Origin of the sequence: Pseudonocardia sp. (assembly GCF_025465255.1) — a bacterium.
Lineage (GTDB): Bacteria > Actinomycetota > Actinomycetes > Mycobacteriales > Pseudonocardiaceae > Pseudonocardia.
In genome coordinates, this window is the sequence record NZ_JAODNI010000033.1 from 17828 (window position 1) to 30653 (window position 12826).

Here is a 12826-nt window from a genome sequence, read left to right on the forward strand (position 1 = left end):
CGGCCCCCACGCGCCCGGCACGATCATCGGTGGCGCCGTGGCGCCGTGGCGGCGGGTAGCGTCGGTGGTCATGAGCGTCCCGCGGCCCCCGGTCACCCCCGTCGCGCCCGAGATCCCCGGCCGCCGCGCCCGGCTCCTCGACACCGTCCTCGCGAAGGTGTTGCGCCAGCCCGGGGCCCGCACCGGTCACCTCGTCGAGCGCGGGGTGCGGGTCCCGATGCGGGACGGCGTCACCCTGAACGCGGACCACTACGCGCCGACGGGTGCCACCCGCAACGGCACGATCCTCGTCCGCACCCCGTACGGGCGCGGCTTCCCGGGCGGGGTGCTGCAGGGGGCGATGCTCGCCGCCCGCGGCTATCACGTGCTGCTGCAGAGCGTCCGCGGGACGTTCGGCTCCGGGGGGACGTTCCGGCCGATGGCCCAGGAGACGGACGACGCCCGGGACACCGTCGCCTGGCTGCGCGATCAGCCCTGGTTCGACGGCCGCCTCGGCACCCTCGGCGCCTCCTACGTCGGCTGGACGCAGTGGACGCTGCTCCAGGACCCGCCGCCGGAGCTGCGGGCGAGCGTCGTGCAGGTCGGCCCGCACGACTTCCGGCGGGCCGTCTTCGGCAGCGGGGCGTTCACACTGAACGACTTCCTCGGCTGGACGGCCACAGTCGCCGGGCAGGAGGCGCAGGGGCCGGGCCGGATCGTGGAGGCGCTGACGGCCGGCAAGAGGGTCGCCGCCGTCGTCGGGGACCTCCCGCTCCCGGCGGCCGCCGAACCGCTCCTACGGGGCCGCGCGCCGTGGTACCGCGAATGGCTCGAGCACGCGGACGACGACTCGGACCCGTTCTGGGAGCCCTACCGGGCCGGCGAGGCGCTGGAGCGGGTCGAGACGCCGGTGCTGTTGACCGGCGGCTGGTCGGACATCTTTCTGGACCAGACGGTCGAGCAGTACGCGGCGCTGCGCGGCCGCGGCGTGGACGTCGCCCTGACCATCGGGGACTGGACGCACATGGACGCCCAGTTCAAGGGCGCCCGCACGCTGAGCGGCGAGACCCTGGCGTGGTTCGACGAGCATCTCGCCGGCGCCGCGGCGCGCTCGCGGCAGCCGGTCCGCGTCCAGCACGCCGGAACCTGGCGGGAGCTGCCGGAGTGGCCGCCGCCGGGTGTCGACACGGCGTTCCACCTGCACGCGGGGGCGCGGCTGGAGGCGAAGCCGTCCCACAGCGGCGCGACGACCTTCCGGTACGACCCCACGGACCCCACCCCGGCCGTCGGCGGGCGGGTCATGACCGGGTCCACCGGCCGCCGGGAGAACTCGGAGCTGGAGGCGCGCCCGGACGTCGTCACGTTCACGTCGGCCCCGCTGCCGGTGGCGGTCGACGTGGCCGGTACACCGCGCGTCGAGCTCGCGCTGAGCGTGGACAACCCGCACGCGGACGTCTTCGTCCGGCTCTGCGAGGTGACCGTCGACCGGCGGGGCCGGAACCGCTCGCACAACGTCGCGGACGGGTTCCTGCGCCTGGACGCGTCGGTCCCGGCGGGGGAGCCCCACCGCCTGACGGTGGGCCTGGACCCCTGCGCCCACCGGTTCGAGGCCGGCTCCCGGATCCGGCTGCAGGTCTCCGGTGGCGCCTTCCCGCGGTTCGCCCGCAACCCCGGGACCGGTGAGCCGACCGCGTCGGCGACGGAACTCGTCCCGAGCCGGCGCACGGTGCAGCACCGGGGTTCCCGGGTGGTGCTGCCGGTCGTGCAGCTCTAGGCGGCGAGCTCCTCGGAGGGCGCGTTACGGTCCGGCCATGCCCGAGGTGCGGACGTGACGGCCGGCGGCGAGCGCCGCAGGATCCCGCCGCCGTTGATCGGCCACCGCATCGCGTCCGGCCGCGGTGCGATGGAGCAGCCGAACGTGACCGGCGACGAGGACACCCCGCTCACGCCGTTGTTCTGGCTGGCGGTGGTGCTCACCGGGATCGGTGCCGGGCTCTTCGGCGGGCTCCTCATGCTGCTCCTCGACGGCGTGCAGCGGCTGGCCTACGGGGACACGACCCCGTCCCCGCTGCACCGGACCCTGGCCCTGGCCGTCGCGGGGGTGATCGGCGGCGTGGGCTGGTTCCTGCTGCGGCGCTTCTGCGCGGGCCTGCGCTCCGACGTCGACGACTCGGTCTGGACCGGCGACGGGACCCTCTCCTTCCGGCGCAGCGCGGGGACGTCGGTGCTCTCGGAGATCGTCGTCGGGCTCGGGGCGTCGCTCGGCCGGGAGGCCGCGCCGAAGCTGATGGGCGGGGTGTGCGGCAGCCTGCTCGCCCGGTGGACGGGCCTCTCGACCGCGCAGCGGCGCCTGCTCGTCGCGTGCGGGGCGGGAGCGGGGCTCGCCGCCGTCTACAACGTCCCGCTCGGCGGCGCGCTCTTCACCGCCGAGGTGCTGGTTGGGGTCGTCCGGCTGCCGGTGATGCTGCCCGCGCTGGCCTGCTCGGGCATCGCGACGCTCGTCGGCTGGGTGTACCTGCCCACCTCCGCCACGTACGCCGGCGTCCCGGACTTCACGTTCGGGCCGTCGCCGTTCGTGTGGGCACTCGTGGCCGGGCCGGTGGTCGGGGTCGCCGCCGTCGGGTTCATCCGGCTGGTCGCGTGGGTGTCGCACCACGGCGCGAAGGGCCGGTGGGTCCTCGTCGCGCCGCTCGGGGCGTTCCTCGTGCTGGCCGGGGTCGGCCTGGCCTTCCCGCAGCTGTTCGGCAACGGGCAGGAGATGGCCCGGGAGGCGTTCGCCGCCCCGCCCGCGCTCGTCGTCCCGTTCGCGCTGTTCCTGCTCAAGCCGCTGGTCACGGCCCTGTGCCTGGGCAGCGGGGCGTACGGTGGGTTGTTCACACCGCTGCTGAGCACCGGTGCGGTGCTGGGCGTCGGACTGGGTTCGGCGTGGGCACTGCTCTGGCCGGGCGGGCCGGTCGGGGCCTACGCGATGATCGCCGCCGCGGCGATGCTCGGGGCCGGGATGCAGGCGCCGCTCGCCGCGCTCGTCCTCGTCCTGGAGCTGACGCACGCCGGTTTCGGCCTGATGATCCCGATGATCGCGGCCACGGTCCTGGCCACCGGGGTCTCCCGCTGGATCGACGGCTACTCGATCTACTCGGCCCGGCTCGCCGAGCGCCCGCGGTGACGGCGACGTGCCTCCGGGCCGGGCGGCCCGCCCGGCTACGCTGGGCCGGCGATCCTCTGAGCTCGTACGTCGTTGCCCGTGTGCTGATTCTCCTCGGAGGTTCTCCCGTGTCGAAGCCCGCCCCGTCCGTGCCGCCCCGTACCGCCGACACCACCTCCGCCGACACCACCTCGGCCGACCCCACCGCCGCCGGCGACCCCGCCGACCTCGAGGCGGACACCCCGGCCGAGGTGCCGCTCAACCGCGCCGAGCGTCGGGCGAAGGCCGGGAAGACCGACCCGTCGCACGTCGGGCCGCGGTCCGGGCCGGCGCACGGGGGCCGCGGCGCCCGCAGCCACACCAAGCGCCAGAGCGGCTGACGGTTTCCGGCAGCCGCGCGGTGGGTGGCACCGGTTGCCGCCCACCGCACCGGCTCAGCCGCCGTGGCCGGAGCGGTCCTGGCCGGGACCGTGCACCACGCCGTCGTCCTTCCCCGCGCGGCAGTGCCCGCCGGACGCCGCCGGGGGCACGTCGAGGGCCGGGTTGCGGTCGAAGAAGCCCACCGGCTTGAGGGTGAAGCCCGTGTAGTCGACGGGCATGACCGGCCAGTCCTCCGGGCGCGGGAAGTGCGTGGTCCCGAAGGTGTGCCAGACGACGATGTCCTCGCCGTCGACCGGGCGGTCCGCCCGCACCCACGCCGGCAGCCCCGCCCCGCCCGCGTTCTGGTTCACGAAGTCCCCGGCGGGATAGCGCTCGGCCGGGTCGTACCGCGTGACCCAGAGAGCGTTGGTCGCGAACGTCGCCCGGGCGTGGATCGACGACGCGTCGTCCGCCAGCAGGGTCGCCTTCCCCTCAGGGTGCAGGGCGTAGCCGACGTTCTGGCCGAGCGCGTTGCGCTTGTCCGGGTTCACGATGTGCCAGGTGCGCACCGACCCCTGCGCCGAGGCCCGCTGCGCGTCGGACTCCCGGGTCAGCCGCGTCCGCCTCTGCCGGAACGCGTTGCCGTACGGGTTGCCCTCGCCCATCGGGACCCGCTCGGCCTCCACCTCGTCGACGGCGTTGCGCGTACCGTCGACGGTCATGTCCAGCCGGGCCGAGAACAGGTGCTGGTGGTACGGGGCGCCGAGACCGGGCGCGACCTCCGTCGCGTACTCGTTGCCGCCCTCCGGGTAGGCCGCGGTGAACACGATGCCGGTGGCCTTGACCTCGAGCTGGATGGTGCCGTCGAGGTAGAGGTACCAGTAGAAGCCGTAGTCGTAGTTGCCGATCGGGGTGAAGAACGAGATCACCAGGCGACGCTGACGGCGGACCTCGCGCGAGCCGGTGAACATGTCCGAGTGCTTCCAGAGGACGCCGTAGTCCTCCTCGTGCATGCAGATCGCGTTCTGGATCGTCCTCGGGTTGCCGAGGTCGTCCGCGATCACCGCGTCCGTGTAGTGGATGTCGCCGAGGCAGTCGCAGCCCAGCTGCAGGGAGTCCGCGTAGCGGGCGAACATGTACTCGCCGCAGTCGAAGTAGTTCTGCCAGAACCGCACCGGCGCGGGGTCGGCGTAGGGCACCACCATCTCCGCGACCGACGCGCGGTAGACGATCGGCCGGCCGTCGAAGCCGACCTGGTGCAAGGTCAGGCCCTCGCGCTCGTTGAACCCGATCCGCAGGTCCCATTTCCCCCAGCGCACCCGGCCGTCCTCGACCGTGAACGAGCGGCCCTCGGGCTGGGTGATCTCGATCGGCTTCAGGTCGAGCGGCGGGCCCTGGACCTCGGGGTCGTCGAAGTTCCCGGCGGTCGACGGCACGGGCACCACGCCGGAGTCGATCACGCGGTCGACCGAGCGCGCGGTCAGGTCGACGTAGGCGACGAGCCCGTCGATCGGGTGCGCCCACGGGTGGTCCTTCTCGTGGTCCTGCCGGAAGCCGAACGCGCGGACGATCCGCCTGCCGACCTCGCCCGGGTAGTCGTAGACGCCCGCGGACAGGGGGACGGCACGAACCGAGGCGGGCTCGATGCCGCGCTTCCCCAGCGCGGCGAGCCAGTTCGGCGAGGCGTTGAGGATGTCCTCGATCAGCTCGAACTCGGTGTCGATGATCGGCGGCTGGCCGTCGCGCGGGGGGTCGAGCTCCCGGCTGCTGACGACGGTCCGGGAGGTCGCGGAGACGACGGTGTCCCACGAGCGTCCGGAAGCGAGGTCCAGCAGGACGGCGCGGAAGCGGCGGTCCACCGGAGTCCCGGCCAGGACGTCGGCCTTGGCGGGCTCCTCGGGCGCGAAGAAGGCGTAGCGGACGTGCTCGGTGAGCAGCCCGGCGTCCACGAGCACCTCGCGGACGGCGCTCACCTCCGCCTCACTCGTCATCTCCAGGGCGTGGGTGCGGGTCTCCAGGGTCGTCATGTCGTGTCCTCTCAGGCCGCTTCGACGGCCGGGGCGGGGGTGACGGGATCAGGAGTTCGGCGCCGCGACCAGACTGCGCCCAGGACGAACGCGAGCACCAGCACCGCGCCGATCCCGGCGGCCAGCCCCGGCGAACCGCCGATCAGGGTGGGAAAGTTCGAGACGGTCAACCAGAGGCACACGAGCAGGCCGACGAGCCCGAGCAGCGGGGCGACGACCGTGTGCCACGGCCGGGTATCGACCTCGGTCCGGCGGAAGAACACCAGCACGGCGACGCAGGTCAGGGCCATCAGGGCGAGCACCCCGAGGGTCGCGGTGCCGGCCATCCAGGCGAAGACCTGGGCGACCGGGTCCATCCCGGCGATCGCGAAGACCACCACGAACACGAGCGCGGACACGGACCGGGTCAGCGAGGCGACGTGCGGTGACGCGTGCCTCGGGTGGCTGCGCCCGCAGGCGGCGGGGAGCGCCCGCGAGTTGCCGAGCGCGAAGAAGTACCGGGCCAGGACGTTGTGGAAGGACAGGATCGCCGCGAACAGGCTGGTCACCAGCAGGATCTGGGCGACATCGCCGCCGACCGGGCCGAGGGTGTTCGCGATCGTCGTCAGGATCATGTTCCCGGGGTCCGCGCCGGCCGCCTCGACGGCGGCCGGGTCTCCCCAGGCGGACACGACGGACCAGCTGGAGAGCGTGTAGAAGACGCCGACCAGGATCAGCGCCAGGTAGGTGGCGCGGGGGATCGTGTGCCCCGGGTCCCTCGCCTCGTCCCGGAAGACGGCGGTGGCCTCGAACCCGATGAACGACGCGATCGCGAACATGATCGCGATCCCGAGCGAGCCGGAGACCACCTGCGGCGGCTGCAGGAACGCGGTCGAGAGATGCTCACCCCGCCCGACCACCACCGCGTCGAACACCAGGACGATCGCGACCTCGGCCACGAGCAGGACGCCGAGCACCTTGCCACTGAGTTCGATGTGCCGGTAGCCGAGCGACCCGACGATCGCGAGCACCAGCACCGACCACACGAACCACGGCACGGCCGGCCCGCCGTGGTGCTGGACCAGGCCGTCGATCACGGCCCCGATGCAGCCGTACACGGCAAGCTGCACGGCGGTGTAGGTGACCAGGGCGAGGAACGCGGAGCCGAGGCCGGGCGCGTGGCCGAGCCCGCGCTGGACGTAGGCGTAGAACGCCGGCCTCCGGGACGTGGCGGCTCATCGCGCAGAACCCGACCGCGAACAGCAGCAGGATCCCGCAGCAGAGCGCGAACGTCGTCGGGAAGGCGGCGCCGTTGCCGGCGGCGAGGCCGAGGGGGACGGTCCCGGCGATGACGGTCAGCGGCGCCGCGGCGGCGACGACCATGAAGACGATCGATCCGACGCCGAGCCGACCGGAGAGGGTGTGCGAACGGTCCGTGCTCATATCAGCTCCGGATGTCAGGGGATGTGGGAGGACCGTCGCCGGATCCGGGGGGTGAGTCAAAGCACGTTCTCCGGTCCGCGAATCGCCCGGAGGCGCGTTCCCACGGCCCGGGAATCGGCCGGCGGGAATTCTCGTTCGACCCGTCGTCGCTGGTCATCGCGGCGCTTTCCGTGGGTGACGTCGCCGATCTACGCTCACCGGACCCGGTGAGAGAGGAGGCCTCATGCGCGGCGGCAGGTCTCTGCGGTTGCGGGACCGCTCGCCCGTGCACGGGCTGGCGCGCCGCCGGCTGGGGCCGCTGGAGGTCGTCGCGCAGTCGGTCTCCGGGGCTGCGCCGTCCGCCGCGATGGCCGCGACCCCGGCGATCGTCGCCGCCTCCGCGGGCGGCGGGACCGTGTGGTCCTTCGCGATCGCGACCGTCCTGGCACTGCTCATCGCCGGCTGCATCAGCCGGTTCACCCGCCGCATGGCCGCTCCCGGCGGCCTCTACAGCCTGACGGCCAAGGGCCTCGCCCCCGGCGCCGCGTTCGCCTGCGGGATCGCCCTCCTGGTCGGCTACGGGCTGCTCGCCGCCGCCGCGCTCGCCGGGGTCGGCGCCTACCTCGACGCGCTGCTGGCCCGGTCCGGACTCCCGGGCGGCCGGGTCGTGGTCACGGTCGCGGTCGTGGTGGTCGGCCTGCTGGTCGGGGCGCTGGCGCTGCGCGGGGTCCGGCTGTCCGCCCGGGTGGTGCTGCTGGTCGAGAGCGTGTCGATCACGGTGATGGTGGTCGTGTTCGCGCTGCTGCTGCTCAGCGGCCCGGCGCCGGGAGCGGTCGCACCCGTGCCGGCGGCCGGGATCGGTGGCGTGGCGGCCGGTGTCCTGCCGGCGCTCGCCGCGTTCATCGGGTTCGAGGTCGCGACGGCGCTCGGTGCCGAGGCGCGCCGGCCGTTCCGAAGCGTCCCCCGCGCGGTCGGGCTGACGGCCGCGGTCAGCGGCGTGCTGTACCTGTTCGCCGCGCAGACGCAGGTCGTCGGGTTCGCGACGACGCCCGGCGGGCTCGCCGGCCAGGCCGAACCCGTGCTGACCCTGGCGACGGCCCGCGGCTGGTCCTGGATCCCCGCGCTGCTCGACGCCGGCCTGATCATGTCGTTCTTCGCCTGCGCCCTCGCGACGGCGACGGCCCTGGTCCGGGTGCTCTTCTCGCTCTCCCGGGACGGCGTCGCCCCGCAGGCCCTCGGCCGCACCCACCCGCGCTTCCACACGCCGCACGTGGCGCTGGCCGTCGCGCTGCCCGTGGTCGTCGCGATGCTCGCGGTGCCGGTGGTGTCCGGCGTGCCGATCGGCGTCACACTCGTCGCCCTGCTGACGCTCGCGACCTGTGGGTTCCTCGTCGCCTACCTGCTGGTGTGCCTGGCCGCGCCGGTGTTCCTGCACCGCATCGGCGAGCTGACGTGGCCCGCGGTGGCCGCGACGGCCGTCATCGTGCCGATCCTGCTGATCGTCCTCGTGGTGTTCGTCGCGGGGTCGCGGCCGGCGGTGGTCGTGCTGGCCGCGGTGGTCGCGGTGGGCGGGGTGTGGTTCGGCTGGCTGCGGCTGTGGCGTCCGGACCGGATCGCGGCCATCGGGGTGTACGACGAGACGGTCGCCGAGGACGTCCTCGGGCAGGCGGCGGCGTGACCGCCGACGTGCTTCCTCCCGCGGAGGCGGCGTCGTGACCGCCGACGTGCTTCCTCCCGCGGAGGCGGCGTCGTGACCGCTCCCGTTCCCCTGTCGGGCCGGCAGCCGCGGGCCGTGCGCAGCGCGCTCGCCGTGCTGGAGGAGGTCGTCGCGACCGGCCCCGGGGTGACGGCGAAGGAGATCTCCGCGGCGCTCAAGCTCCCGCAGGCCACGACCTACCGGCTGCTGAACCTGCTGGTCGGGGAGGAGTACCTGGTCCGGCTGCCGGACCTGAAGGGGTTCGCGCTGGGCCGCCGCGCCGCCCGGCTCGCCGTCCCCGTCGTGACGACGCCGCCCACCGCCGCCCGCGCCGTCGTCGATCATCTGCGGGGGCTGGTCCGGTGGGGCGTGCACCTGGCGTCGTTCGGCTCCGGCCAGGTCGTGCTGGTCGACCCGGACCCGGACCATCCGCCGAGCGACGCCGCACTGCTCGCCCGGTACCCGCAGGTCTCCGCGCTCGGGCGGTTGCTGCTGGCCGAACAGGCGGACTGGCGGGCGCTGGTGCGGGAGCTGCGCGTGTTCACCGAACACACCGTGTCCGGGACCACGGAGCTCGCGATCGCGCTGGACGCCGTCGCGCGCGAGGGGATCGCCCGGCAGTGCGGCGAGCTGCGCGCGGACCGCGGCTGCCTCGCGGTCCCGGTGCGGGCGCCGGACGGCCGGCTGGTCGCGGGGCTGGCCCTGTCCGGTCCGGCGCATCGGGTCGCCGAGCCGAACCCGGAGCTCGTCGAGCTGCTGCGGGAGCACGCCGAGCGGCTCTCACCCCTGCTGGGCTGATGTGTGGCGGTTGGGTTACGGGATCCTGTGCGCCCCGTCATCACTTCGTAGCGCCGAGGTGATGGCCGATGCGATCGGGTGCCGTATCCATGGAAGGCATGGCCCCCGACGTCCTGACGGCGACCGCGAGCGCGCGCTCCGCCGCGATCGCCGATCTGCTCGACGCGCTCGAGGTTCTGGTGGACACCTACCGTGAGCTGCCCGAATGCGAACGGGAGCGGCGCTTCTCCGCGGACGCCGAGCGGATCACCGGGGAGCTGGCGCTGCTGCTGAGCACCACGCGCTCACGGCTGTCCTCGACGTTCGAGCGGCGCGGCCCGGGCGCCTGACGCCGACCACCGGCGGCCGCCGTCCGGGCAGGTCCGCCGACCCCGGTCCGGCGCGGTGTTCGCTCGCAAGGCACGCTGTCGGCGATGAGCATCGCGGCCCCGGAACTGAGCCCTGCCGGGTTGCGCCGGGTGCTCGCCGTCCTCTGCGTCACCGAGGTGACCAGCTGGGGCGTCCTCTACTACGCCTTCCCGGTGCTCGCGCCGTCGATCGCGGCGGACACCGGTTGGTCCGTCGGCGAGACCACCGCCGCGTTCTCGCTCGGGCTCGTCGTGTCCGCGCTGCTCGGGATCCCGGCCGGACGACTGCTCGACCGTCGCGGTCCGCGGGTCCTGATGGCCACCTGCTCCGCGCTCGCCGTCCCCGCCGTCGCGGGTATCGCGCTCGCCGGTTCGCTGCCGCTGTTCTTCGCCGCGTGGGTACTCGCGGGCGTGGCGATGGCGGGGACGCTCTACCCGCCGGCCTTCGCGGCGCTGACCCGCTGGTGGGGGAGCCGCCGGGTCACCGCCCTCACCACCCTCACGCTGCTCGCGGGTCTGTCCAGCACCGTCTTCGCGCCGCTCACCGCGACCCTGCTCGGGCATCTCGGCTGGCGGGACACCTACCTCGTGCTGGCCGTGGTGCTCGGGGTGATCACGATCCCGGCGCACCTGCTCGGCCTGCGGGGCCCGTGGCCGGCGGCGGAACCGTCGCCCGCGACGGGCACCCCCGACTCGATCGTCCGCAGCCGGCCGTTCGTGCTGCTCGTCGTGGCAGTCGGGCTGGGGGCGTTCACCGCGTTCGCGGTGGTGGTGAACCAGGTGCCGCTCCTGATCGACCGGGGGCTCTCGACGACTGCGGCCGCGTGGGCACTCGGGCTCGGCGGGATCGGGCAGGTCCTCGGGCGGCTCGGCTACGGCCGGCTGGCGGCGATCGCGCCCCGGCCCCGGGCGGTCCTCGTGCTCGGTGTCATGGCGCTGACGACCGCGGGGCTCGGGCTGCTGCCCGGGCCGGTCGGCCTGCTCGTCGCCGTGGCGATGCTGACCGGCGCCGCCCGGGGGGTCTTCACGTTGCTGCAGGCCACGGCGGTGAGCGATCGCTGGGGCACGGAGCACTACGGGCGGCTCGGCGGGATCCTGTCCGCGCCCGCGATGGTCGCGACGGCGGTCGCGCCCTGGGCCGGGGCCGTGCTGGCCGGCGCGTTGGGCGGGTATCCGGCGCTGTTCCTGCTGCTGGCGGCGGTGGCGGTGGTCGCGGCCCTGCTGGCGGCCGGCACCGGCGTGGAGCATCGAGGATCGTGATCGTCACCAGGGCGTAGGGTGCAGCGCGTCCATCCGGGCCCTTCGTCCTGCCAGGAGAGTGTGTGACCCAGGAACTGCGCGCGGACTGCTGCCGCTGCGCGGGGCTGTGCTGCGTGGCCCCGGCGTTCGCGCGGTCGTCGGACTTCGCCGTCGACAAGCCCGCCGGGCAGGCCTGCGGGAACCTGCAGCAGGACTTCCGGTGCGGCATCCACGCGGACCTGCGGAGCAGCGGGTTCACCGGCTGCACCGTGTTCGACTGCTTCGGCGCGGGGCAGCAGGTCACCCAGGTGACGTTCGGCGGGGACGACTGGCGCGCGACTCCCGCGATCGCGCCGGACATGTTCGCGGCCTTCTCGACCATGCGCCAGCTCCACGAGCTGCGCTGGTACCTGACCGAGGCGCTCGCGCGGGACGAGGCGGCGGCGCTGCACGCGGACCTCGGCGTGCGGCTCGCCGAGACCGAGGACCTCTGCGCGCGGGACGCCGCGACGCTGGCGCAGGTCGACGTCCCGGATCACCGCAGGAAGGTGAACGAGCTGCTCCTGCAGACCGGCGAGCTGGTGCGCGCGGCGGTCCCGGGCCGGACGCAGATCCGGCGGGGCGCGGACATGATCGGCAAGAAGCTGCGCAAGGCGGACCTGCGCGGCGCGAACCTGCGCGGGGCCTACCTGATCGGCGCCGACCTCCGGGGCGCGGACCTGCGCCGCGCGGAGCTCATCGGCGCGGACCTGCGCGGTGCCGACCTGCGCGGCGCGGACCTCACGGACTGCCTCTTCCTCACCCGGTTCCAGGTCAACGCCGCCCGCGGCGACGCCGCCACGCGGCTACCCGCCGCGTTGAGCCGGCCCACGCACTGGCGGTGACCACGGGCGCCTCCGGCGCTCGTGCGCGGAAGACGTCGCCCCGCAACCGTTTCCGCACACGGGCGGCGTCAGCAGCGGAGGACGGACCGGAGGTTCTCCACGCTCGTGTGCACGTCCGCGATCGGGCCCTCGCCCGTCGGCTCCTCGGTGAGGATGGTGTCCTGCTCCAGGACGTACCAGCCCTCGTAGCCCTGCGCGCGCAGGTGCCCGACGATCGCGGGGAAGTCCACGTCGCCCGTGCCGAGCGGCCGGTACATGCCCTCCCGGACGGCCTCGGTGTAGCTGCGCCGCCCGTCCTGGACCTGCCGCGCCAGCCCCAGGTCGACGTCCTTGAAGTGGGTGTGCGCGATACGCTCCGGCGCCTGCCGGGTCAGCTCCGCGGGGTCCGTGCCGCCGATCAGCAGGTGCCCCGTGTCCAGGCACAGCGAGACCGACGAGCCCTCGAGGACCCGTTGCACCTCGTCGCCGTTCTCGACCATCGTGCCGACGTGCGGGTGCAGCACCGCGACCACGTCGTGCGCGGCCGCGACCTCGGTGAGCCGGTCCAGGTTGGCGAGCAGTGTCGCCCACCCGGTCTCGTCGAGGTCGGGGCGGGAGTCGTAGCCGTCCGCGCCGCTGATCGCGGAGAGTACGAGCGTGTCCGCGTCCGACGCCTTGTAGCTCGCCAGCAGCCGCTCGACGGCCGGCACCGGGTCGTGCGACGGCACGTGCAACAGGAGCGGGGTGAAGCCGCCCACCGCCTCGAGACCCTGCCGCTCGAGCACCGCCGCCATGTCCGACGGGTCCGGCGGCAGGAAGCCGTCCGGCCCGAACTCGGTGGCGACGAGCCCGACCTCGGTCATCTCGCGGAGCACACGCTCCGGGGTGAGCTGGTGGCCCCAGCCCGGTACCTCGCAGACACCCCAGGAGATGGGGGCGCCGGCGATCCGCGCAGTGGTCATGGTCTGACA

General features: G+C 74.2%; 10 protein-coding genes and 1 pseudogene. 8 read left to right on the forward strand and 3 right to left on the reverse strand.

The features are described from left to right. The first annotated feature begins 70 nt into the window (after positions 1–70). The 3 genes from JWP64_RS03470 to JWP64_RS03480 all read left to right on the forward strand — a co-directional run bounded on the left by JWP64_RS03470 (position 71) and on the right by JWP64_RS03480 (position 3504). The gene (locus JWP64_RS03470) at positions 71–1753 is read left to right on the forward strand and encodes a CocE/NonD family hydrolase (RefSeq protein WP_297492160.1); all 1683 of its coding nucleotides are present in this window, start codon (positions 71–73) and stop codon (positions 1751–1753) included. Positions 1754–1807: 54 nt separating this feature from the next. Beyond that, complete coding sequence (locus JWP64_RS03475) at positions 1808–3145, forward strand: chloride channel protein (protein ID WP_297492162.1); 1338 nt, start codon at positions 1808–1810, stop codon at positions 3143–3145. A gap of 107 nt (positions 3146–3252) precedes the next feature. Beyond that, positions 3253–3504, forward strand: coding sequence for a hypothetical protein (locus JWP64_RS03480; RefSeq protein ID WP_297492164.1), 252 nt, complete (start codon positions 3253–3255; stop codon positions 3502–3504). Positions 3505–3558: 54 nt separating this feature from the next. Here JWP64_RS03480 and JWP64_RS03485 read toward each other — a convergent pair whose 3' ends face one another. Both JWP64_RS03485 and JWP64_RS03490 read right to left on the reverse strand, forming a co-directional pair. Continuing rightward, the gene (locus JWP64_RS03485; protein ID WP_297492166.1) at positions 3559–5511 is read right to left on the reverse strand and encodes a primary-amine oxidase; all 1953 of its coding nucleotides are present in this window, start codon (positions 5509–5511) and stop codon (positions 3559–3561) included. 11 nt (positions 5512–5522) lie between these two features. Further along, positions 5523–6644 (reverse strand): annotated as a pseudogene (locus JWP64_RS03490) (APC family permease); the annotation flags it as partial. A 512-nt stretch (positions 6645–7156) separates the two neighbouring features. Between JWP64_RS03490 and JWP64_RS03495 the strand changes: the two are divergent. From JWP64_RS03495 to JWP64_RS03515, 5 genes are all read left to right on the forward strand, one after another. Further along, on the forward strand, positions 7157–8590 hold the full coding sequence (locus tag JWP64_RS03495; RefSeq protein WP_297492168.1) for an APC family permease: 1434 nt from the start codon (positions 7157–7159) through the stop codon (positions 8588–8590). Positions 8591–8662: 72 nt separating this feature from the next. Beyond that, positions 8663–9406, forward strand: a complete 744-nt coding sequence (locus JWP64_RS03500) for an IclR family transcriptional regulator C-terminal domain-containing protein (RefSeq protein ID WP_297492170.1) — start codon at positions 8663–8665, stop codon at positions 9404–9406. Between the two features lie 98 nt (positions 9407–9504). Then, a complete protein-coding gene (locus JWP64_RS03505; RefSeq protein ID WP_297492173.1) occupies positions 9505–9735 on the forward strand; it encodes a hypothetical protein in 231 nt (76 codons plus the stop codon). An 84-nt stretch (positions 9736–9819) separates the two neighbouring features. Continuing rightward, positions 9820–11013 carry an MFS transporter gene (locus JWP64_RS03510; RefSeq protein WP_297492175.1) on the forward strand — a complete coding sequence of 398 codons (1194 nt, stop codon included), beginning with the start codon at positions 9820–9822 and terminating at the stop codon, positions 11011–11013. A gap of 62 nt (positions 11014–11075) precedes the next feature. Further along, complete coding sequence (locus JWP64_RS03515; RefSeq protein ID WP_297492177.1) at positions 11076–11876, forward strand: pentapeptide repeat-containing protein; 801 nt, start codon at positions 11076–11078, stop codon at positions 11874–11876. 68 nt (positions 11877–11944) lie between these two features. On the opposite strand, the gene JWP64_RS03520 is transcribed toward JWP64_RS03515, so the two are convergent. Further along, complete coding sequence (locus JWP64_RS03520) at positions 11945–12817, reverse strand: TIM barrel protein (RefSeq protein ID WP_297492179.1); 873 nt, start codon at positions 12815–12817, stop codon at positions 11945–11947. Positions 12818–12826: the final 9 nt, after the last annotated feature.

What these genes read in the sequence shown, in the direction of transcription:
- JWP64_RS03485 (WP_297492166.1), bottom strand. Translation starts at nt 5,511, where the DNA reads ATGACGACCCTGGAGACCCGCACCCACGCCCTGGAGATGACGAGTGAG.
- JWP64_RS03505 (WP_297492173.1), top strand. Translation starts at nt 9,505, where the DNA reads ATGGCCCCCGACGTCCTGACGGCGACCGCGAGCGCGCGCTCCGCCGCG.
- JWP64_RS03470 (WP_297492160.1), top strand. Translation starts at nt 71, where the DNA reads ATGAGCGTCCCGCGGCCCCCGGTCACCCCCGTCGCGCCCGAGATCCCC.
- JWP64_RS03510 (WP_297492175.1), top strand. Translation starts at nt 9,820, where the DNA reads ATGAGCATCGCGGCCCCGGAACTGAGCCCTGCCGGGTTGCGCCGGGTG.
- JWP64_RS03520 (WP_297492179.1), bottom strand. Translation starts at nt 12,817, where the DNA reads ATGACCACTGCGCGGATCGCCGGCGCCCCCATCTCCTGGGGTGTCTGC.
- JWP64_RS03495 (WP_297492168.1), top strand. Translation starts at nt 7,157, where the DNA reads ATGCGCGGCGGCAGGTCTCTGCGGTTGCGGGACCGCTCGCCCGTGCAC.